Here is a 21,059-nt window from a genome sequence, read left to right on the forward strand (position 1 = left end):
ACATGAACGGACAACGCAGCGCGGTTTACCCCAACACACCCGCCAGGCCTTTGGCCGAGGGTCAGCCGATCAGCGCAGCCGTGGCCGACCAGGCGGTGGAATGGCTGACCCTGCTGATGTCCGGCGCAACCAGCACGCAGGAGCAGCTGGCTTGGCAGGCCTGGCGCGCCGCCAGCCCTGAGCACGAACGCGCCTGGCGGCATATCGAGGCCATGACCGGCCGACTCAAGGCATTGCCAGCCAAGAGTGCCTACCAGACGCTCTCACCCTATGCCCGACAAACGGCTCAGGCCAGCCGCCGCACGCTGCTGCGCTCGCTGTTCTGGGGTGGGTTGCTGGCCGGCTCCGGGCTGCTGGCCAGCCGCACCAGCACCTGGCGGGAACAGCTCGCCGAACACCGCACCGGCACGGGTGAGCAACGCCGCGTGACCCTCAGCGATGGCACCCGCGTGACACTCAACACCGCCACGGCGCTCGACCTGCAGTTCGATGCGCACACCCGCCTGCTGCACCTGCGCGCGGGCGAGATCATGGTCGTCACTGCCGCGGCCCAGGGCCTGCAGCCTGTTGGCCCACGGCCGCTGGAGGTGCAAACCGCACAAGGGCGCATTCGCGCGCTGGGCACGCGTTTCAGCGTGCGTCAGGGCAACGGCCACACTCAGGTGGCCGTGCAGGAAAGCGCCGTACAGCTCCACCCGAGCCGCAGTGACCGCGTGCAGGTGCTGCTGGCTGGGCAACGCACCGGCTTCAGCCGCACCCATATCGACCCGCTGCGCCCGCTGCATGAGGCTGATCTGGCCTGGACCCGTGGGCAGATCATTGCTGACGACATGCCCCTGGGCGAATTTATCGCCGAGCTTGATCGTTACCGCCCCGGGGTGCTGCGCTGCGATCCGCACGTGGCCGGGTTGCGCCTGTCCGGGGTGTTCCCGGTGCACGACAGCGATCGCATTCTCGTCACCCTGTCCAGCGTGCTGCCAGTGCAGGTGCGCACCCGCAGCCGCTACTGGGTGCTGATCGAACAGGCCGGCTAAGCCCGCGTCGCAGCAGATAGCCGAGCGCGGCGAAAAATAATTCAGCCACGCACTGCCCGATTGCCATTCTCGCGGCACCTACACAGCAAGAACCTTATTCGCTTTCTGTGCCAGGAGCCCCCATGCACCGTGCCAATCGCCCCGTGACGCCGCCGCGTCACACCGCGCACAACCTCCAACAGCGACCGAGTGGCCGCCTGCTCTTGGCCCTGGCCTGCAGCCTGGCCCTCCAGCAACTGCCGGGCGTGGCCTTGGCCGCAGACACCGCGCCGGCCCAACAGCAGGGGCAGCAAACCTTCGCGATTGCCGCCGGGCCTTTGGCACCGGCGCTGCGCAGCCTGTCGAGCAGCGCCAACCTGTTGCTCAGCTTTACCGCCGAGCAAACGGCCGACAAGTTAACCGCAGGTCTTCAAGGCCACTACACCGTGCCCGAAGCCCTGGCGGTGCTGCTGGCCGGCACCGGCTTGCAAGCCGTGCAGGTAGAGGCTGGTGGTTATGTGCTGCGGCCCGCACCCGCGCGCACGGACAACGCAGCGGCCCGCAGCGAACTGCCCGCCATGACCATTTCCGGCAAGGCCAGCCGTTACCAGAGCAGCGTGCCGGTGAGCAGCGCCACCCGCTCCGATGCCGACTCGCTGGATGTGCCACAGACGGTCGATGCGGTGCCGGCCAGCGTGCTGCGTGATCGCGGCGCACGTTCGATCAAGGACGCTCTGGCCTACACCCCAGGCGTGACCAGCAGCACCGGTGAAGGCATTCGCGAGCAGTTCGTCATCCGTGGCTTCTCGGCTATTTCGGATACCTATGTGGACGGCATGCGCGATGGCGGCAACAGCTTCCGCGACACCTTCAACCTAGAACAGGTCGAAGTGGTCAAAGGCCCCAGTGGTGTGCTCTACGGCCGGGGCTCGGCCGGGGGCTTGATCAACCTGGTGAGCAAGCGCCCGCACTCGCAGGCGCAGACTGACCTGGCCGCCAGCCTGGGGTCGTACGATGCCCGGCGCCTGACACTCGACGTCAACCAGCCGATCAACGAAGCGGTGCAGGTGCGCATCAATGCCATGGCTGACGAGGGCGACTCGTACCGCGATGAGGTCTGGTACAACAAGCACGGCCTGGCGCTGGCCTCCACCCTTCGTTTCAACGATGACGTGACCCTCGACCTGCGCGCCCAGCACCTGGCGGATGAGCGCGTGTTCGATGCCGGCATTCCCGGCATCAACGGCAAGCCGGCGGATGTCTCGCGCTCGACCTATTACGGCTCGGCCAACCCGGGCGACAACGACAGCGGCACCAGCGCTGACAGCACCTTCCAGGCCGACCTCAAGGTGGACCTGAGCGACAGCCTGCAACTGCGCAACACCCTGAGCTATCGCACCCTGGACCTTGAGCGCAACCAAACCACCATCAACCGCCTGTTGCTCAACACCGTAACGCCCACCGTACGCCTGTCGCGCAGCAACTTCGACAGCCAGCAGACTGACCTGGCCAACAAGCTGGAGCTGAGCAAGCAGGTCGAATGGCTGGGCATCCAGCACGAGCTGATGGTCGGCGCCGAGTACGCCCTCGAGGAGCGCGACACCCTGTCACGCGGCGGCGACCTGCCGGCTGCCTACAACCTGTCGGTGTACAACCCGGTGCTCAAGACCGTGCCCTACAGCGCGGCCTCCGTGCGCCGCGATGGCATCTACGAAACCCATACTGCCGGTTACTACATCCAGGACCTGATGCGTTTCAACGAGCACTGGGTGATGCTGCTGGGCCTGCGTGAAGATCAGCTGGAGCGCGATTTCGACAACCGCGTCGACAGTGATTACAGCCGCGACGATGATTACCGCAGCCCGCGCGCCGGCCTGGCCTATCAGCCCAATGACTGGTCGTCTTATTACCTGTCCGCCTCACGTTCTTACCAGCCCGGCAGCGCCACCGGGGTGATCGACCCAGGCAACGCCATCCAGCCGCCGGAGATCACCACCAGCTATGAGCTGGGCAGCAAGCTGCGCCTGAACGACGGTGCTTTGGAGCTGGGCCTGAGCCTGTTCCAGATCATCAAGGAAAACGTGCCGACCCGTGACCCCAGCGACCCCAACGGCCCGTCGCTGTATGTCGGTGAAATCACCGCCGAAGGGGTCGAGCTGTCGGCCCTCGGCGATCTCGGCCACGGCCTGAGCCTGCAGGGCGGGCTCACCTACCTGGATGCACGGGTGACCCAGTCGAACAACACCACGGCACCGGCGATCACCCCGACGCCGCCGGCCACCCCGCTGGAAGGCAAACGGGCGGCCAACGCCCCACGCTTTAGCGCCACCCTGTGGGGCGTCAAAGAGCTGGGTAACGGCTGGCGCGTCGGCCTCGGTGTGCGCCATCAGGACGATTCCTTCGCCTCGACCACCAACGCCGTCACCCTGCCGGCCTACACCGTGCTGGATGCCGGGCTGTTCCATGAGCGCGGCCCGTGGGCATTTGCCCTCAACGCCCGCAACCTGGGCGACAAGACCTACTACGAGTCGGCCACCAATGACCTCGGCATCCTGCCGGGCGAGCCGCGCTCGCTGCAATTCAGCACCAGCTACCGCTTTGAGTGAGGCCGCCATGCACCTGCGCGATGTTATCCAACCGGCCGCGACGGCCAGCCATGTTGTCGGCCTGTGTGCGCTGGCCTATTTCGCCAGCGCACAACTGGTTGGCCTGAGCGGCCTGCTGGCCTGGTGGGCCGGCATGAGTCAGGGCGATGCGGTGATGCTGGCGATCATGCTCGGCTTCATTTACCTGCTGGTGTTGCTGCTCTGGGGCTTTTCCCGCGAGCGCCGGCGTAACGCCTGGTTGTTGCTCGGCGGCCTGAGCCTGATCGCCTGGGGCACGCCCCTGCTGCTGCAGGGGCAAGCATGAAAACAGGATTCAGAAGCCGCATGGGCGAGCTGCACACCTGGGCCGGCGTGTTGCTCGGCGTCTTGCTGTTCGCCGTATTCTGGACCGGCAGCCTGTCGGTGTTCGACAAGGAAATCGACCGCTGGATGATGCCCAGCACCCGCCTGCACTGGGATGACAGCATGCAGCGGCCGTCGCTGGACCGTGACATTCGCCCACTGCTGGAACAACGCGCCGCCAACGCGCCCGTCTGGACCATCATCCTGCCCCTGGAGCGCACGCCGTTCCTGACCCTCACTTACGGCAGCGAAGAATCGCGCAAGAGCCGCCGCGACCTGTTCCACCCGATCACCCTGGAGCCGCTGGCCAAGCCGTTGACCCTGGGGGCCAGTGGCTTTATCTACCCCTTCCACCACAACCTGACGCTGCGCTACAAAAACATCGGCGCCTGGTTAGTGGGGATTGCCGGCATGGCCATGCTCTGCCTGCTGGTATCTGGCGTGGTCATCCATCGCAAGCTGTTTAGCGAGTTTTTCACCCTGCGCCTGCACCGCGCCTTTGGCCGCAGCACCCTGGATGTGCATAACGTAGCCGGCGTGGCGCTGCTGCCGTTCCACCTGCTGATCACCCTGTCCGGGCTGATCGTCGCGTTCGCCATCTACTACCCCGATGCGCCGCAGCAGACCTACCGCGAGCAGGTGCAAAGCGGTGTCAGCGCCGAACGCGCTTTCCTCGGCGAAGCACTCGGTCGCATCCGCCTGCGGGCCGCCAAGCAGCCGGGAGAACTGGCGCCGCTGGAGCCCATGGTGACCCAGGCTGAACAACACTGGGGACCGGGCTCGGTGTACCTGCTGCGGGTTAACAATCCCAAGGATGCCAACGGCAATGTGCTGCTGCGCCGCACCAGCCACAGCAGCGTGACCAAGGACATCGACAACTTCCGCTTTTCCAGTGTCAGCGGTGAGGTCATAGGTCGCTTTCAGGCCTCAACCACAGTGAACACCTGGAACTTCATCGCCGGCCTGCACTACATCCAGTTCCGCCACGACGCCCTGCGCTGGCTGTATTTCCTTGGCGGGCTGGGCGGCTGTGTGGTGATCGCCACCGGACTGTTCTTCTGGACCCAGGCCCGGCGCAAGAAGCAGCAGCGCCACGGCCATCTCGGTGTCTCGCTGCTGGATGCCCTGAGTGTTGCCGGCGTGTGCGGGGTGATTCTCGCCACCCTGGCGTTCCTGCTGGCCAACCGCTGGCTGCCGCTGCAGGAGCAGCTGTTTGGCCTGGGCCGCGCGCGTGTCGAAATCCTGAGTTTCTATGCCCTGTGGCTCGTGGCGAGCGCCCATGCTGTATGGCGCGTGATGCATGACCCGCGCCTCGGTTACCTGCACGCCTGGCGCGAGCAGTGCACGGCGATTGCCCTGCTGGCGGTGCTGGCGGTACTGGCCAACTGGCTGACCACCGGCGACCAACTGCTGGCCACCCTGCGCAGCGGCAACGGTCCGGTGGCCGGCACCGACCTGTGCCTGCTCGCTGCGGCAGCACTCGCCCTGCTGGCCGCGCACAAGCTGCGCCGCCGCGTGCCGCAGGCAGAAACGCTGGAGGTCGCCCATGTCTGACGCCACCCTGTACTCACTGTTGGCCCTGCTGCTGGCGGTGCTGGGCTTTGCCTGGCTCGCCCTGGCCATGCCCAACCATTGGCGTCAGGTGCATCACGGCGTGCAACAGACGGCGTCACGGCAAGTCGCCCTACGCAGCGGCGCCAGTCTGATGCTCGGGCTGTCATTGCTGTGCAGCCTGGCGGGCGATGCGCCGGCCATGGCCATCCTGCTGTGGCTGATGCTGCTGGGCGTTGCCACGCTGCTCGTCGCCCTGACCTTGAGCTGGCGCGCGCAATGGCTGGCCCGGCTCTGGCCGGCGCGCCCTCAGGCGGAGCGGTCCGCCGACTGAGTTGCTGCGCGGCGGGCAGGCGCGGTGCTCGGTGCGTTATCACGGTCATCGACAAACGCTACCGCGGGCGAGCCATCGGCACTCAGCTGGTAGACCGCACAGGGCTGGCCGTTGTCGTTGAACCACACCTGACCGAGCCCCGCCCCATTCCACAGGCGTTCGCCGGCCTTGCTGCGCGAGGGGATGCGCGGTTTGACCTGCATGCGCCGGCGCGTGGTCAGCCAGTTGAGCGGCGACCACGGCGCGTAGAGCCAGCGGTTGAGGCGGTCGAACCAGTCGAGCAGGCGCGGCGGGAATTCGTTTTTCAGGCCGCTGCTGGTGATCTGCCAAAGCTTCGGCCCGCGCTTGCGCTGGCGAATCAGCACCTCGTAGACAAACGAATAATGCACATCGCCGGAGAGAATCACGTAGTTACCCGGCGTGCGCGAGTGGCGGAAGATGTTCAGCATCACCTGCGCCGCGCCCCGGTGGGCCATCCAGTTCTCGGCATCGACCATCAGCGGATGACCGGCCCAGCTGAAGACCTTCTGGATGGTCTCGATCAGCTTGACGCCGAACATTGGCGCGGGGGAAACAATGATCGCCGACGTCTGGTCGAGCAGCGCCTGCTGCAGTTCGCACAGCGCTTCCCAATCCAGCAGACCGGACGGCCGCTTGAGGTTGCGCTCGCTGCGCCAGCGCCGGGTGCGGGTGTCCAGCACCACCAGCGCCGGGCTGCTCGGCAGGACGAATTGCCACTGGTGAAAGCTCAGCAAGGTGTCGATCAGCGCATCCTGCGGCTGACTGTCCATGTGGTTGGCAGCATCGCGGCCCTCGGTCATCGCACGGATCATCTGCAGCGGCTTGGCGAATACATCCGGGTTATTGCCCCAGCCCTGGCACAGCAGGTAGGCGATCAGCGCATTGCCGATGATGCGTTTGGAAAACGGGTGGCCGTAGGCGGTTTCTTCCCACTGTGCGGAGAGGTTCCAGTCATCGGTGATGTCGTGGTCATCGAAGATCATCAGCGTCGGCAAATGGGCGAGGGCACGGGCGACCTGGCCCAGGCCGCCGCGAAAGGCTTCGATACGCCCACGCTCGACCTGATAACGCGGCACTTCCTCGGCGCTGAGTGCCGGCATTTCCGCATCCAGCAAGGTCCAGGGCAGCGGCGACCAGACCAGCAGGTACATGGCCAACACTTCGGCGCAGGTCACCAGGTGGTTGTCGGCGCTGCTGCTGGTGAACACCGGTTTTTCCACGCCGCCGAAGAAGCGCTCACGCAGGGTTTCGTTGCTCTTCAGCGCCGGCAGCAGCTCGGCGCGCTGGTAGTAGCTGGCGGGGTGCTGGTACAGCGCCGTGCTTTCATCGACCACCGCACCTTGCAAATGCTCGCCAAACAAACCCAGGCGCTCAATCACCTGATGAATCGCCCGCAGCAGCGGCCCGCTGACATCATCGGCGTAGATCTGATCGCCACTCATCAGCAGCAAGGCCGGGCGCTGCTCGGCGGCATGCGCTTCGGCCAGCAGACGGTCAGCGCAGAGCAGGCCATCGGCCGCCGGGTGATGCGGCTTGCGGCAAGAGCCGTGCAGCAGATGATCCAGCTGCGCGCGCAGCACAAAATTGGCCTGGGTCGCGCCGTCGTACAGCAAGTGCGGCGCCCAGTCGGCAATACCCAGCGCGGCCAGACCCGGCTGTTCGATCAGCAGGTCGTAATCAATCTGCATATCGCAGGGCAGCGGCGCTTCCAGCTTGAAGTCAATCAGGTGGATAAACGCCTGCTCGCCAATCTGGATAACCTGGCAGCTTTCACCGTGCAGCGGCAAGCGCTGTGGCTCGGCTGCATCACCATGACTCAGCTGCAGGGTAAGGGTCAGCGGCCGGCTGCCAACCAGCCAGAGCACCAGGCGCTGCGCTTCCATGCGGCGCAGCAGCGGACCGGCCAACACCGGGGGCAGGTCAGCGTGGGCGGCAGTGGGGGTAACAGCGGTTATCGGCATCGGTACATCGGGCTCTGGTGGCATGCAGTCGGCAATAGAGCGCCATTCTGCGCCACAGGTTCAGTCTTTGCAGCCTGCCCGGCCGGTTTGGCTCACTGCGCCGCCTGACGCAAGCGTGGCAGATCGAGGAGTTCGATCTCGCCATAGGTCAGGCGCAGAATGCCCTGAGCCTCCAGCTCCTTGAGGATCTGGTTGGTGGTCTGCCGGGAGATCGCCAGCATCAGCGCCAGCTGTTCCTGCGGCAGGTGCAGCACGCGGCGCGGCTCGCCCTCGCCATAGTTTTCCGCGATCAGCAGCAGCCGCCGGGCCAGGCGCGGGGCGGCGGGCAGCAGGCTCATCTCTTCCAGGGCGATAAACGCCAGGCGCAGTTTGTGGCTCATCAGCAGGGCGAAATCACGCCAGTACTGCGGCTGCTGTTCAAGCAGCGCCAGCAGCCGCGCCTGCGGCACCAGCAACAAAGTGGCGGGGCCTTCGGCAAAGGCATCGTGGGTGCGTGGCTGGCCATCGAACAGGGAAATCTCGCCAAACCAGTAGGGCGGCTCAACCAGGGTCAGCAGCGCTTCCTTGCCGGTGGCGCTGACCGCACCGATGCGCATGCCACCCTCGACCACGGCATACAAGCCACAGGGTTTGTCGCCCCGGCGAAACAGCACCTGACCGGGCGCCAGTTGCTGCACCTGAGCAGCCGCCAGCAGCGCCTCCTGCAATGCAGCGGGCAGGGCGCTGAACCAGTGGCCCTGACGCAAACGTGCCTGATAGCGGTGCTCGCTGTTCATCAACGGTTCCAAGCGGTTTGTCGGCTAGCTGACAGAGCGCTGCGTGGGCGTGGGTTCATGCTGGCCACCTGTCTTGCATGAGGAAAATAATAATGAAAACCCTGGTTGATCATCTGGCTCAATACGCGGCCTATCACCGCGACCAACGCAATATTCTCAGCCACTTTATCGGTATTCCACTGATCGTTGTGGCGGTGGCCGTGCTGTTGTCACGCCCCGGCTTCGAGCTGCTCGGCCTGTGGCTGTCTCCAGCCCTGCTGGTGGCTCTGGCGGCAGGGGTATTTTATCTGCGCCTGGACCTGCGCTTCGGCCTGCTGATGGCACTGCTGCTGGGGCTCAGCCTGTGGGCGGCGGCGGGCCTGGCGGTGCAATCGACGGCGGTATGGCTGAGCAGCGGCATCGGTCTGTTCGTGATCGGCTGGATCATCCAGTTTGTCGGCCACTACTACGAAGGGCGCAAACCGGCGTTTGTCGATGACGTGATGGGCCTGGTGATCGGCCCCCTGTTCGTCGCCGCTGAAGCGGCCTTCCTGCTGGGCCTGCGCAAAGAGGTCGAACAGGCCATCGTCGAACGCGCCGGGCCGACCTGTATTCGCGAGAAGAAAGCCACTGCTTGAAACTGCTAGGCCGCCATCGGCGGCCTGCTAGACCGATCCGGATCTCACGAGCTAGAGCGAGACAAGGCGCTACGTTAGTAACAGCCTTCGACTGGTCAAAATGGCCGAGGGCGCGGAGTTTACGACTGTAAATGAGCAGTACTCGTTTCACTCGCCCTTCGGGTCGCGCTAAAGCGCGTTAGCCGCAAGGGCTTTCCGAGGCCATTTTTAACGCAGTATCGCCGACGCGCAGCAGATCGAAGACGGACTTAGTACATCGCCATCCATTGCGTGGTCAGCGACCGTGTATGGCGATACACGGTGATCGGCGCAAACGGTCGGCCCGAGGCGCTCTGCAGAGCGCTGCTCTGGCTGTTGAGGTCAACCAACGCAGCCTTGAGATAATCCCAGCGGGTTTTCAGCTTGCCGATCTGCGGGTCGGCCTTGCCATCTAGCGCGGCCAGTTGCTCATCCACCGACGGCACAATCTTGCGCTCATCCTGGCCGAGGTACGTGTCCGGCTGTTCGCGCGCCGTTTCAAAATTGCCGAAGTACGCACGGCTGAGGTACTGCACCGAGAGGTATTCGAGCTTGGCAGACAGTTCGCTTTCACCCGGCCCTGCCAGCTTGCGGGTTTCCTCGAGCACGCCGAGCAGGGCCTTGCTGAGGTCCTCGGGGTAGCGCCAGGGCATGTCATCTTCACTCGGACCGAAGGCCACACCACGACGAATCTGCACCACCAGTTCCTGATGGGCGCTGCGCAGCGCATCGCTGCTTTGCGGCAGGCTCTGCACCGCAGCGGCCAGGGCCTGCAGATCAGATTCCAGGGCGTCCTGGTGTTTCTTTTGGAAACCCTCTCCGCGTAACAGCATCAGGCTGCTGGTGACCCGGCTGGCCTGCACCTGAACCTGTTCATGCGGGGTTATAGCCTGGGCAAAGGCCAACGGCGAGAGGCTGGTCAACAACCCGATAACCGCGAGCAATAGCGAGCGAGACAGCGTTGTAGAACGCATACGAGGTGTGCTCCTTATTATTGTTGTGAGCAGTGCTGAACCAGGTCAGCTTATACAAGCGCGTGCCACAGGGTACTGCACTGAATGCTGGAGAAAAGTAGCCTAAAGAGTGATTTCGTCGGAAAGATGCGTCGATTCAGCCAAGTCACGCAGGTACTGCGCGCTAAAGGCATCGGCCGGAAAGAAGGTTTCCAGCGCCAGTTCCGCCAGGGTGATGTCGTTGGCGGTGCCAAATACCGTGGTGGTGCCGATCAGGCTGACCACACCCTGCTCGCTGGCAAACTGCAGCGGCATCAGCACCGTGTCGCTGTCAAAGTGCGCGGACGCCACAGGCCCCGGGTAGGCGTTCAGCTCATCCCACAGTGCCTGCAACTGAGCATCGCCGCTGGCCTGAATATCGCGCTGCAAACGCGCCAGCAGGTAGGCGCGCCACGGCCCCAGGTTGACGATACGCGGGGCCAACCCGCCCGGGTGCAGGCTCAGGCGCATGACGTTGATCGGCGGCGTCAGCAGCTCGGGGGCAATGCCTTGCAGAAAGGGCGCGAGGGCGCTGTTGGCCGCCAGCAGATTCCAGTGGCGGTCGATGGTCAGTGCCGGGTAGGGCTCGTGGGCCTTGAGCAACAGGTCGATGGCGCTGCGCGCGGCCGCCATGGCTGGCTCGGAAAGCTCACGCTGAGTGAACAGCGGCGCATAGCCGGCGGCGCTAAGCAGGCGATTGCGTTCGCGCAGCGGAATCTCCAGCTGCTCGGCGAGCAATAGCAGCATCTCGCGGCTGGGCTGGGCGCGCCCGGTTTCGACGAAACTCAGGTGGCGAGTGGAAATGTCGGCCTCGCAAGCGAGGTCGAGCTGGCTAAGACGACGATGTTGGCGCCACTGGCGCAGCAGAGCGCCGACGGGCTGGATTTGGCTGTTCATGGGCATCGACGATAGACCAGCGAGGTCATTGCAGCCATTACCTGCGAGGTAATCGACACCGCGCGCGGATCGGCGAAATCTAAGGGCAAGCCGCCATTTCGACGGTTCTTTACGGAGATTTCGCCATGACTACCTTGCACCCTTCGCTGTTACTGCGCCGTGCCCTGCTCGCCGATGGTCTGGTCGGCGTGATCACCACGGCGCAACTCCTGCTGCTGGCTGACGGGCTCAGCAGCCTGTTGGCCCTGCCGGGTGAATTCCTCTTCGGCGTCGGCGTGGTACTGATTCCGCTGGTGGCCTTTCTGCTCTGGCTGTCGCGCCGTGAAAGCATGGCGCGGGCAGCGGTCTACACGGTGATCGGCCTGAATGCGCTATGGGTGGTGCTCAGCCTGCTGGTGCTGCTCAGCGGCTGGTTCACGCCGAACGTGCTGGGCTACGCCTTCGTGATCGTCCAGGCTGTTGTGGTACTGGTGTTTATCGAGTTGGAGTGGCTGGGCCTGAAGCGCTCGCAGGTCATCCCCGGCGCGTTTGCCCTGGCATCAGTGAGTGCTCAGTAACGACACCGACTTGACCTGCGCCCATAGCAACTGCTCGCGCTGGATCTGCAGGCGATCGAAGGAGTATCGGGTGATACGGGCGATCAGTTGCTCGCCGCCCACTTGCACGCGCACCAGTACATGGGCTTGTTCGGCGACGTTGATCCAGTCCACTACCCGCGCCGGCAACAGGTTAAGCACGCTGCTGTCCTCGGCCTGTTGCAGGCTCAGGCTGACATCGCGCGCCTTGACCTTGATGCGCACCGACTGGCCCAGTGGCAACGGCCCGTGAGGCAGACGCAGGTTGATCGGGCTGTCTGGCAATTGCAGGTAGAGCAACCCGTAGGCCTGATCATGGGCGGTGACCACACTGTCGACCACCGCTTCGGCATCGTCCTCGAAGACAAACGGCAGGTCGGCGCGCAAAAGCGTTTCCTTTAGCGGGCCACTGGCGCTGACCTGGCCGTCTTCTAGCAGCACCAGGTGATCCGCCAAGCGCGCCACTTCATCCGGCGAATGGCTGACGTAGACAATCGGAATCTCCAGCTCCTGATGCAGGCGCTCCAGATAGGGCAGCACCTCTTGTTTGCGCTTGAGGTCGAGGGACGCCAGCGGCTCATCCAGCAGCAGCAGACGCGGGCTGGTCAGCAGGGCGCGGGCAATGCCGACGCGTTGCTGCTCGCCACCGGACAGCTTGCCCGGCAAGCGTTCCAGCAGATGCTCTATACCGAGCAGTTCCACCGCCTGCTCCAGGGCAATCCGCCGCTGCGCAGCGGGGATGCGTTTCAGCCCGTACTGCAGATTACGCCGTACCGTGAGGTGGGCAAACAGGTTGGCATCCTGAAACACATAACCCACGGCGCGCTGATGTGCCGGGACGAAAATGCCCTGGACGCTGTCCTGCCAGAGTTCGCCGTTGACCTGCAGGTAGCCTGCGCTCGGCTGATCCAGCCCGGCAAAGCAACGCAGACAACTGGTCTTGCCCGAGCCGGAATGGCCGAACAGGGCGCTAACGCCGCGCCCCGGCAGGTTGAGCTCAACATCCAGGCGAAAGCCCACATGCTCAACCTTGAAGCGCGCCTTGATTGCTCCCGGCTCAGCGACTGAGCGAATCACCGGATTGCGCCGCGCCAAGGGCCAGATCATTGCCACACCCGCGAACTGCTGCGCCCGCTGCTTCGACCAGAATAGAGCGCCAGCAGCACGATAAAGGAGAACAGCACCATGCCAGCCGCCAGCCAGTGGGCCTGGGCGTACTCCATGGTTTCCACATGGTTGTAGATCTGCACCGACGCCACCTGGGTCTTGCCGGGAATATTGCCGCCAATCATCAGCACCACACCGAACTCGCCCACGGTATGGGCAAAACCGAGAATCGCCGCCGTGATAAAACCCGGCTTGGCCAGCGGCAGCACCACTGTAAAAAATGCATCCCATGGGCCCGCACGCAGCGTCGCTGCGGCCTCCAACGGCCCACGGCCAATGGCCTCGAAGGCGTTCTGCAGCGGCTGCACAACAAAGGGCAGGGAATAGAACACCGAGCCGATCACCAGCCCCGTGAAGGTAAAGGTCAGGGTGCCGAGGCCGAGGCTCTGAGTCAGCTGCCCGATAAAACCGTGTGGGCCCATGCTCACCAGCAGGTAGAAACCGATCACCGTCGGCGGCAGCACCAGCGGCAGGGCGACGATGGCACCAATCGGCTGCTTCCAGCGCGATCCCGTGCGCGCCAGCCACCAGGCAATCGGTGTACCGATCAGCAGCAACAACAGGGTGGTCAGCGATGCCAGCTCAAGCGTCAGCAGGACCGCAGCGAGATCGGCTTTAGTCAGTGGCATCACAACCGCCTTTTAGAGTTGGTAGCCGTAGGACTTGATGATCTTCGTCGCCTTCTCACCTTTCAGGTACTCGGTCAGGGCTGCCGCGGCGGGATTATGTTCGCCTTTCTTGAGGATCAGCGCATCCTGCTTGATCGGCGTGTGCATCTGCGCCGGCACCATCCAGGCCGAACCACTGCTGAGCTGGCCATCCTTGTACACCTGCGACAGTGCAACAAAGCCCAGCTCGGCGTTGCCGGTGGCAATGAACTGATGCGCCTGGGTGATGTTTTGCCCTTCGACCAGCTTGTCTTTGACTGCCGCACTCAAGCCCAGCTTGTCCAGCACTTCGGTGGCCGCCAAGCCGTAGGGTGCGGCTTTCGGGTTGGCGATCGCCAGGTGTTTGTACTGATTGGCCTTGAGCACCGCGTCGCTGCCATCCAGATAACCCGGTTTGGCCGACCACAGCACCAGGCTGCCAACTGCATAGGTAAAGCGCGAGCCGCTGACGCCCAGGCCTTCACTGTCGAGCTTGGCCGGGGTGCTTTCATCGGCACTGAGCAACACTTCGAACGGCGCACCGTTCTGAATCTGTGCATACAGCTGGCCGGTGGCACCGAAGGAGGCGACCACGCTGTGTCCCGTGTCTTGTTCAAACTCACTGGCAATCGCCTGCAGCGGCGCGGTGAAGTTGGCCGCCACCGCGACCTGCACCTGCTCGGCCAGGGCGTGACTGCTGAATACCGCTGCGGCAAGTAGACTGACTAGGTGTCGGGGAAAACCCGTTTTCATCCAGAACTCCTTTGCAATCCATCGCCAGCTTATGAATCAGCATCGCTATATACGAAAAGACATAGCGCTTAAGCCGTTCATACGAGCCAGGCAAGTGCACTGCGATCGTCAAGTAGGGGAGATGGGCATCCTTGAAGAATCAGACCCGTAAGTCAAGTTTTCAAAATCACATTAATTACGACTGCGCCACACGCTGGCCAGCCAGGGCTGCTGGTCACGTGGTAAGCCAGCCGGGCGGTAGTAGTGCTGCAATTCGCTGAAGCCGGCAGCATTGAGCAATACGCGCCAGTTGGCCAGGTCGTGATAGGCGCCGTAACGCTCGCCATTCCAGCCTTCCTGATTCTCACCACGGGGGTTGGAGCTGAACAACACACCACCGGGTTTAAGGGTGGCATGCAATTGCTTCAACACCCGTGGCAGCTCCTGGCGGGGGATATGAAACAGCGAGGCATTGGCAAACACGCCGTCGAAGCGTTCAGGCGGCAGGTCGAGGGCAAGAAAATCCTGCTGCCAAGCTTCGCAGCCGCTGTCGGCGCGGGCCATTTCGACAAAGCGCGCGCAGCCATCCAAACCGACAGCGGTGTGGCCCATGGCGCTAAGGGTGCGCAGATCGCGTCCTGGGCCGCAGCCGAAATCGAGAATCTGGTAGGGCGCCGTGGCCTCGATATGCGCGAGCAGGGCGGCGATATTCTGGCTGACATCATGATCGCGGGTGCCCTCGCGAAAGGCTTCGGCACAGCCCTGATAATGGCGCAGGGTTAGCGCGCTGATCTGCGCTAATTCGTCAGCGCTCAATCCCACGTCTTCAGCCCTCGGCCAGCAGGCGGCGCAGTTCGGCCAATACCGGCGCGCTGGCCGGGCGCACGCCGCGCCAGAGGAAGAAGGCTTCGGCGGCCTGCTCGACCAGCATGCCCAGACCATCCAGGGTGCGCACCGCGCCGTACTCGGCAGCCCAGCGGTTAAAGGCAGTCAGCTGCTTGCCGTACATCATGTCGTAGCACAGGGTATGCCCGGGTTGGATCAGACTGGGGGCAATCGGCGGCAGCTCGCCGGCCAGGCTGGCCGAAGTGCCGTTGATGATCAGGTCCACCGGCGCATCAATCCAGTCATAACCGCTGGCAACCACTGGGCCCAGGTCGGCGAATTCGCGGGCCAGTTGCTCGGCCTTTTCCACCGTGCGGTTGGCAATCACCAGCGCCGCCGGCTGCTCGGCCAACAACGGTTCCAGCACCCCGCGCACTGCACCGCCGGCACCGAGCAGGAGGATGCGTTGGCCCTTGAGGGTTACTCCGGCATTCACCGTCAGATCACGCACCAGGCCGGCACCGTCGGTGTTGTCACCCAGCAGGCTGCCGTCAGCCAGCTTCTTCAGGGTATTCACCGCACCAGCGCGTTGAGCACGGGCACTGAGCTGATCAGCGAGAGCAAAGGCCTGTTCCTTGAACGGCACCGTGACATTCGCCCCCAAACCCTCGGCAAAGAACGTGCGGGCAAATCCGGGGAAGTCGTCCAGCGGCGCAAGCAGGGCTTCATAACTCAACTGCTCGCCAGTCTGCTGGGCAAACAGACGATGAATCAGCGGCGATTTGCTGTGGCCAATGGGGTTGCCGAATACGCCGTAGCGGTCCATCAAAAATCCTCTTTGAAATTTGCCTTCAGCGCGCCGCGAGCGACGGTCAGGCAAGGCGAGAGCAGGCGAGGAAGCGGAGTTTACGAGCTGTAAATGAGCATTCCGAGCCTGCTCTCAACGCAGCATGGCCTAGCGCAGCAGCGATCAAGGCAAATTTGCAAGCCAATCACGGTCGGTCAGGAAGTACTCGGTCAGGCGCGCCTCTTCACTGCCCGGCTCTGGCTTCCAGTCGTAACCCCAGCGCACATGCGGCGGCAGCGACATCAGGATCGATTCGGTGCGTCCGCCGGACTGCAGGCCGAACAGCGTGCCGCGATCAAACACCAGGTTGAACTCGACATAGCGGCCACGGCGGAAGGCCTGGAATTCACGCTCGCGCTCGCCATAGGGGGTCAGCTTGCGGCGCTGCACGATGGGCAGATAGGCCTGGATATAGGCATCACCGATGGCGCGCATAAAGGCGAAGCTGGTGTCGAAATCCCACTGATTCAGGTCATCGAAGAACAGCCCACCAATGCCGCGCGGCTCGCCGCGGTGCTTGAGGTGGAAGTAGCGATCACACCAGGCCTTGAACTTCGGATAGACCTCGGCACCGAAGGGCGCGCAGGCGTCATGGGCGACCTGGTGCCAGTGCCGGCAGTCTTCTTCATTGCCGTAGTAAGGCGTCAGGTCGAAGCCGCCGCCGAACCACCAGACCGGCTCTTCACCTTCTTTCTCGGCGCTGAAGAAGCGCACGTTGGCGTGGGAGGTCGGCACATAGGGGTTTTCCGGGTGGATCACCAGTGACACGCCAAGGGCCTCGAAGCCGCGCCCGGCCAGTTCCGGCCGATGCGCACTGGCTGAGGGCGGCAGGCTATCGCCGAACACATGGGAGAAGTTCACCCCGCCCTTTTCGATCAGCGCGCCGTTCTCCATCACCCGCGTGCGACCGCCACCGCCGGCTGGCCGCTGCCAGGCATCCTCGAAGAATTCGGCACCACCATCTTCGGTTTGCAGGGCAGTGCAGATACGGTCTTGCAGGTCCAGCAGGTAGGCTTTGACGGCCTCAGTACGGTCACTCACGGCGGCACCTTGAAAACGGGTAAGGCCAGGCGGCACGTGGCCGCGGGGAAAATGGGCGGCCAGCATAACACCAGCCACCCCAAGGCCGCAGTTGACGACGGTCAATGCAGACGATTGGATAACGGCACATTTCTGCCCCTGCGGGCATCATCCAGGCATTTAATCGCGGAAGACTCTGAAAATGGCCATGCGGATCCAGTTCAACCGTCACGGCGGACCGGACGTTCTCGACTACGCCGACTACACACCTGCCGCCCCAGGCCCTAATGAAGTGCGGGTGCAGAACCAGGCGATCGGCCTGAATTTTATCGACACCTATTTCCGCAGCGGCCTGTATGAGCCGCCAGCGCTGCCATCCAGCCTGGGCACCGAGGGTGCGGGCATCGTCGAGGCGGTGGGTGCTACGGTCAGCGGTTTTCAGGTGGGCGACCGCGTGGCCTATGCCACTGGACCGCTGGGCGCTTACAGCGAACTGCACGTACTGCCAGCCGAGAAGCTGGTGAAATTGCCGGATGCGATCAGTTTCGAGCAGGCCGCCGCAGTGATGCTCAAGGGCCTGACGGTGCAGTATCTGCTGCGCCAGACCTACCCGCTGCAGGGCGGCGAAACCATTCTGTTGCATGCCGCCGCCGGCGGGGTCGGCTCCTTTGCCTGCCAATGGGCCAAGGCGCTTGGGGTCAAACTGATCGGCACCGTCAGCTCGGCGGAAAAAGCGGCGCGGGCCATAGAGCAGGGGGCCTGGGCGACCATCGACTACAGCCATGAAAACGTTGTCCAACGCGTACTGGAACTGACTGACGGCAAGAAGTGCCCGGTGGTTTACGACGGCGTCGGCAAGGATACCTGGGAAACCTCGCTGGACTGCGTAGCGCCACGCGGCCTGCTGGTCAGCTTCGGTAATGCGTCGGGCGCCGTAACCGGCGTCAACCTGGGCATCCTCGCGCAAAAAGGCTCACTGTTCGTCACCCGCCCGACCCTGGCCGGCTACGCCGATACGCCTTCCCGGCTGCAAAGCATGGCGGACGAACTATTCAGCATGATTGCCAGCGGCCAGTTGCAGGTGCAGATCAGCAACCGCTATGCACTCAAGGATGCGGCACTGGCGCAAACGGCCTTGAGCGCAAGGCAGACCACCGGGTCGAGCATTCTGTTGCCGTAACGCCTCATGCAGCTGAAGCCCTGGTTTTCCTTAGCCACGAGGCTTCAGTCGCACGTATCTGGGATGCTCGGGTCAGGACGGTCTGATTACATCACCGCTGATCAAGTCGCGAATCAGGCTCGGGTTCTTGCGCCCGCCCAAGGCTCCGCCAAGCACCGTATCCAGCTGACCAGGAAAGTACTGCTCGACCCGCAGGCGCGAACGCGCAGACGGGCGGCCAGCCGGGTTAGCCGAAGTCGACACCAGCGGACCGGTCAGACGACACAACGCCTGCACCTGCGGATGATCACTGACGCGCAGGGCCACGCTGTCGTGCTGGCCGCTGATCCAATCAGGCAGACGGTTCTGGTGCGGCACCAGCCAGGTGTTGGGGCCCGGCCAACTACCGGTAAGACGCGCCAGCCAGATTTCCGGCAGGTCTTCGAGAAGAAAATCGAACTGTTCAATCTCGGCGGCGACCAGAATCAGCCCTTTGTGTACGGGACGATCCTTTAGCGCCAGCAAGCGCTCCACCGCTTCGTCATTCCACGGATCACAGCCAAGCCCCCACACCGCCTCGGTCGGATAAGCGATCACGCCGCCGTTGCGCACCACCCGTGCTGCTTGCTGTATCTGCCAATTGCTGACCATTTACTGCTCTCCACTAAGGCCTGGCGGGCAGTGTATCCAAGCTAAAGCGCGCAGCCCACCCAGCGGCCATTTTCACAAACAACGCGACCGTCCAGTTCCAACTCTGTCAACGCAGCCAGCACCTCAGCCAAGGGTAAACCACTGGCCACCGCCAGCGCTTCGCTGCTATGCGGCGCAGCATGCAGCAAGACCAATAATGGATGGCTGGGCGGCTCGGGTGTGCAAGCGGTACTAGTGAGTGAGTGCGCCTGCCAGCCGCGCAGAGCCTGGAGAATATCCTCGACACTTTCCACCAGCGTCGCCCCTTCGCGGATCAACTGATGACAGCCACGCGCGCCGGGGTGATGAATCGAACCGGGAATCGCATAGACCTCACGCCCCTGTTCGGCGGCCAGGCGCGCAGTAATCAGCGAGCCGCTGGACGGGCTGGCTTCCACCACCAGTACGCCAACGGAAAGGCCGCTGATGATGCGATTGCGCCGGGGGAAATTGCCCGCCTGCGGCGGGCAATCCAGCGGCAATTCGGACACCAGCGCCCCGCCACGGGCGACGATATCGGCGGCGAGTTGCTTGTGCCGCGGCGGATACAGGCATTGCAAACCGGTGCCAAGCACCGCCACCGTCTTGCCATTGGCATCCAGTGCACCCTGATGGGCCGCGCCATCAATCCCCAAGGCCAGGCCGCTGGTAATCACAAAACCGCCACCCGCCAGGCTGCGAGCGAAACGCTGCGCAGTATCCAGACCTGGCCGCGACGCACGCCGGCTACCGACCATGGCCAGTTGCGGCTGCTCCAGCAAAGTCGGGTCACCGTCAACAAACAGCAACGGCGGTGCATCCGCCAACTCGGCCAGCAGCCCTGGATAAATCGTGTCATCCCACATCAACAAATGATGCGTAGCGACCTCCAACCAGGCCAGACTCTGCGCCGCACGCTCACGCACCTCAACGCTACGCCGCGCCTCACTGCATACCTGCGGCAAGCCCAGGGAACGCCAGGCACTGGCAGGCGCGCTGAGCGCGGCCGAAGCATTGTCGAAGGCACTGAGGAGTTTGCGAAAGCGTCGAGGCCCCAGCTCCGGCAAGCTGTGCAAACGCAGGCGGGCTTCCAATTCAGCAGGAGAAACCGCAGGGGGAGGAGCAGAAGATTGCGACATCCGGATCATCCTTGATCGGTCGCGCCGTGTAGACGGCTGGAAATTCAAAGAGCAATAAAAAGCCCCGCATTTGCGGGGCTGCTCGATGTTATGGGTTACGCACTTTATCCATGATCGCCAATGAGCGTGACGCCCCCAGCACCAGGCCATAGCTGAGCTTGTCGTAGGTGCGGAAGACCATCAGCAAACCCGAGCGCTCGTCCGGAATTTTCACCGACTCACCGGTAATGCGGTCACGCACAGTTTCGCCAGTCTTATAAATGGCCAGTACGTTACCCTCCTTCAAGCCATCGCGGACCCCCTTGTTGATGGTGACCACATCGAACTGACCGATCTGGGTCACACCGCGTGGAACATCAAGGATCACACCGTTAACCTGACTGGCAGGCTCACTCGGCACAAAGGTCGAATTGATCGGGCGCTCTTCAGTAGCGAACAGACGGTCGCCCAGACGTACTTCCTGAGTCGAACGGGTCAGCGTCATGGTGCCAACATCACCTTCCTCGGCGACAATCTCACCGGAACCGATGTCGTCAGCATTAATTCCAAGGAACTCCTGGGTTTCCGGGTCCATGTACGTCTTGCCCTGACGGAAGATGCCGTAAGCCGGTGCACTCTCGTCGAATTTTCCGCGCGCATACACACGATCGCCTGCACCGCTGACAACGCGCTCGGCATTGCCGGCAACGATATAGGGCGCAGCTAGGAATTGATCAGGTGTATCAACAATGCGGTTGACCAGCAGGAAGCTGTTAATAGCCTCCAGCGGAATCGCCGGTATGGCTTCAGCCACTGGCGTGCTGCGCACCTGCGGCGACAATTTGATGGTGCCACGCGACTCACCACGGTTGAGCATCAGGCGCGGCTGACCATCAATGTATACCAGGCTGAGCTGGTCACCCGGGTAGATCAGATGGGGGTTTTCCACCTGGGGGTTGGCGTGCCAGATTTCCGGCCATTTCCAAGGCTGGCTGAGGAATTTTCCAGAGATATCCCAGAGGGTATCGCCCTTGGCCACGGTGTAACGGTCTGGGTGACCGTCCTTGAGTTGCACGTCGGCCTGGGCCAAGCCGCCTGCGGCAAGCAGCAGCAGGGCGAGTAGTGATTTCCTCATGCGGTGAATCCCTTTATTATGTGTCTTCACGTGGAGC

21 protein-coding genes are annotated in these 21,059 nt (G+C 63.4%); 8 read left to right on the plus strand and 13 right to left on the minus strand.

The features are described from left to right. Positions 1 to 2: 2 nt before the first annotated feature. The 5 genes from OU997_RS08105 (at position 3) to OU997_RS08125 (ending at position 5,846) form a co-directional block, all read left to right on the plus strand. Complete coding sequence (locus OU997_RS08105) at positions 3 to 1,034, plus strand: FecR domain-containing protein (protein WP_267809605.1); 1,032 nt, start codon at positions 3 to 5, stop codon at positions 1,032 to 1,034. Positions 1,035 to 1,156: 122 nt separating this feature from the next. Beyond that, a complete protein-coding gene (locus OU997_RS08110) occupies positions 1,157 to 3,619 on the plus strand; it encodes a TonB-dependent siderophore receptor (protein WP_267809606.1) in 2,463 nt (820 codons plus the stop codon). A gap of 7 nt (positions 3,620 to 3,626) precedes the next feature. Further along, positions 3,627 to 3,923, plus strand: coding sequence for a hypothetical protein (locus OU997_RS08115; RefSeq protein ID WP_108489028.1), 297 nt, complete (start codon positions 3,627 to 3,629; stop codon positions 3,921 to 3,923). Beyond that, positions 3,920 to 5,515 carry a PepSY-associated TM helix domain-containing protein gene (locus tag OU997_RS08120; RefSeq protein ID WP_267809607.1) on the plus strand — a complete coding sequence of 532 codons (1,596 nt, stop codon included), beginning with the start codon at positions 3,920 to 3,922 and terminating at the stop codon, positions 5,513 to 5,515. The genes OU997_RS08115 and OU997_RS08120 overlap by 4 nt, the downstream gene beginning before the upstream one ends. Beyond that, a complete protein-coding gene (locus OU997_RS08125) occupies positions 5,508 to 5,846 on the plus strand; it encodes a DUF3325 domain-containing protein (RefSeq protein ID WP_267809608.1) in 339 nt (112 codons plus the stop codon). Before OU997_RS08120 ends, OU997_RS08125 begins: the two co-directional genes overlap by 8 nt. On the opposite strand, the gene OU997_RS08130 is transcribed toward OU997_RS08125, so the two are convergent. Beyond that, positions 5,822 to 7,828 (minus strand): alkaline phosphatase D family protein, encoded by a 2,007-nt coding sequence (locus OU997_RS08130; protein WP_267809609.1) that lies wholly within the window; start codon positions 7,826 to 7,828, stop codon positions 5,822 to 5,824. The two genes, OU997_RS08125 and OU997_RS08130, sit on opposite strands and share 25 nt — an antisense overlap. 92 nt (positions 7,829 to 7,920) lie before the next feature. Beyond that, positions 7,921 to 8,604, minus strand: a complete 684-nt coding sequence (locus OU997_RS08135) for a Crp/Fnr family transcriptional regulator (RefSeq protein ID WP_108538105.1) — start codon at positions 8,602 to 8,604, stop codon at positions 7,921 to 7,923. A 92-nt stretch (positions 8,605 to 8,696) separates the two neighbouring features. Here OU997_RS08135 and OU997_RS08140 point away from each other — a divergent pair, with 92 nt between their 5' ends. Beyond that, the gene (locus OU997_RS08140) at positions 8,697 to 9,221 is read left to right on the plus strand and encodes a DUF962 domain-containing protein (RefSeq protein ID WP_108487498.1); all 525 of its coding nucleotides are present in this window, start codon (positions 8,697 to 8,699) and stop codon (positions 9,219 to 9,221) included. Positions 9,222 to 9,469: 248 nt separating this feature from the next. On the opposite strand, the gene OU997_RS08145 is transcribed toward OU997_RS08140, so the two are convergent. Beyond that, entirely contained in the window at positions 9,470 to 10,213 is a 744-nt protein-coding gene (locus OU997_RS08145) for a hypothetical protein (RefSeq protein WP_108487497.1), read from the minus strand. A gap of 102 nt (positions 10,214 to 10,315) precedes the next feature. Then, complete coding sequence (locus OU997_RS08150) at positions 10,316 to 11,128, minus strand: helix-turn-helix domain-containing protein (RefSeq protein ID WP_267809610.1); 813 nt, start codon at positions 11,126 to 11,128, stop codon at positions 10,316 to 10,318. 125 nt (positions 11,129 to 11,253) lie between these two features. Between OU997_RS08150 and OU997_RS08155 the strand changes: the two genes are divergently transcribed. Continuing rightward, entirely contained in the window at positions 11,254 to 11,685 is a 432-nt protein-coding gene (locus tag OU997_RS08155) for a hypothetical protein (RefSeq protein ID WP_267809611.1), read from the plus strand. Here OU997_RS08155 and modC read toward each other — a convergent pair. The 6 genes from modC to hemF all read right to left on the minus strand — a co-directional run bounded on the left by modC (position 11,668) and on the right by hemF (position 16,962). Then, positions 11,668 to 12,810: a molybdenum ABC transporter ATP-binding protein gene (modC, locus tag OU997_RS08160; RefSeq protein ID WP_267809612.1), complete on the minus strand. Its 1,143-nt coding sequence runs from the start codon at positions 12,808 to 12,810 to the stop codon at positions 11,668 to 11,670. The genes OU997_RS08155 and modC overlap by 18 nt on opposite strands. Then, the gene (gene modB, locus OU997_RS08165; RefSeq protein WP_267809613.1) at positions 12,807 to 13,499 is read right to left on the minus strand and encodes a molybdate ABC transporter permease subunit; all 693 of its coding nucleotides are present in this window, start codon (positions 13,497 to 13,499) and stop codon (positions 12,807 to 12,809) included. Before modB ends, modC begins: the two co-directional genes overlap by 4 nt. A 12-nt stretch (positions 13,500 to 13,511) precedes the next feature. Beyond that, positions 13,512 to 14,270, minus strand: coding sequence for a molybdate ABC transporter substrate-binding protein (gene modA, locus OU997_RS08170; protein ID WP_108487492.1), 759 nt, complete (start codon positions 14,268 to 14,270; stop codon positions 13,512 to 13,514). A 171-nt stretch (positions 14,271 to 14,441) separates the two neighbouring features. Next, positions 14,442 to 15,071, minus strand: coding sequence for a class I SAM-dependent methyltransferase (locus OU997_RS08175; RefSeq protein WP_267809614.1), 630 nt, complete (start codon positions 15,069 to 15,071; stop codon positions 14,442 to 14,444). Between the two features lie 4 nt (positions 15,072 to 15,075). Further along, positions 15,076 to 15,900, minus strand: a complete 825-nt coding sequence (gene aroE / locus OU997_RS08180; protein WP_108487490.1) for a shikimate dehydrogenase — start codon at positions 15,898 to 15,900, stop codon at positions 15,076 to 15,078. A 144-nt stretch (positions 15,901 to 16,044) separates the two neighbouring features. Continuing rightward, positions 16,045 to 16,962 (minus strand): oxygen-dependent coproporphyrinogen oxidase, encoded by a 918-nt coding sequence (gene hemF, locus OU997_RS08185; RefSeq protein WP_267809615.1) that lies wholly within the window; start codon positions 16,960 to 16,962, stop codon positions 16,045 to 16,047. Between the two features lie 181 nt (positions 16,963 to 17,143). On the opposite strand from hemF, the gene OU997_RS08190 reads away from it, so the two are divergent. After that, on the plus strand, positions 17,144 to 18,121 hold the full coding sequence (locus OU997_RS08190) for an NADPH:quinone reductase (RefSeq protein WP_267809616.1): 978 nt from the start codon (positions 17,144 to 17,146) through the stop codon (positions 18,119 to 18,121). Between the two features lie 72 nt (positions 18,122 to 18,193). On the opposite strand, the gene OU997_RS08195 is transcribed toward OU997_RS08190, so the two are convergent. The 3 genes from OU997_RS08195 to OU997_RS08205 form a co-directional block, all read right to left on the minus strand. Continuing rightward, on the minus strand, positions 18,194 to 18,751 hold the full coding sequence (locus OU997_RS08195; RefSeq protein WP_108487488.1) for an L-threonylcarbamoyladenylate synthase: 558 nt from the start codon (positions 18,749 to 18,751) through the stop codon (positions 18,194 to 18,196). Positions 18,752 to 18,792: 41 nt separating this feature from the next. Further along, positions 18,793 to 19,908: a DNA-processing protein DprA gene (gene dprA, locus OU997_RS08200; RefSeq protein ID WP_108487487.1), complete on the minus strand. Its 1,116-nt coding sequence runs from the start codon at positions 19,906 to 19,908 to the stop codon at positions 18,793 to 18,795. Positions 19,909 to 19,996: 88 nt separating this feature from the next. After that, entirely contained in the window at positions 19,997 to 21,022 is a 1,026-nt protein-coding gene (locus OU997_RS08205; protein WP_108487486.1) for a LysM peptidoglycan-binding domain-containing protein, read from the minus strand. Positions 21,023 to 21,059: the final 37 nt, after the last annotated feature.

It is taken from the genome of Pseudomonas sp. SL4(2022) (assembly GCF_026625725.1).
GTDB lineage: Bacteria > Pseudomonadota > Gammaproteobacteria > Pseudomonadales > Pseudomonadaceae > Aquipseudomonas.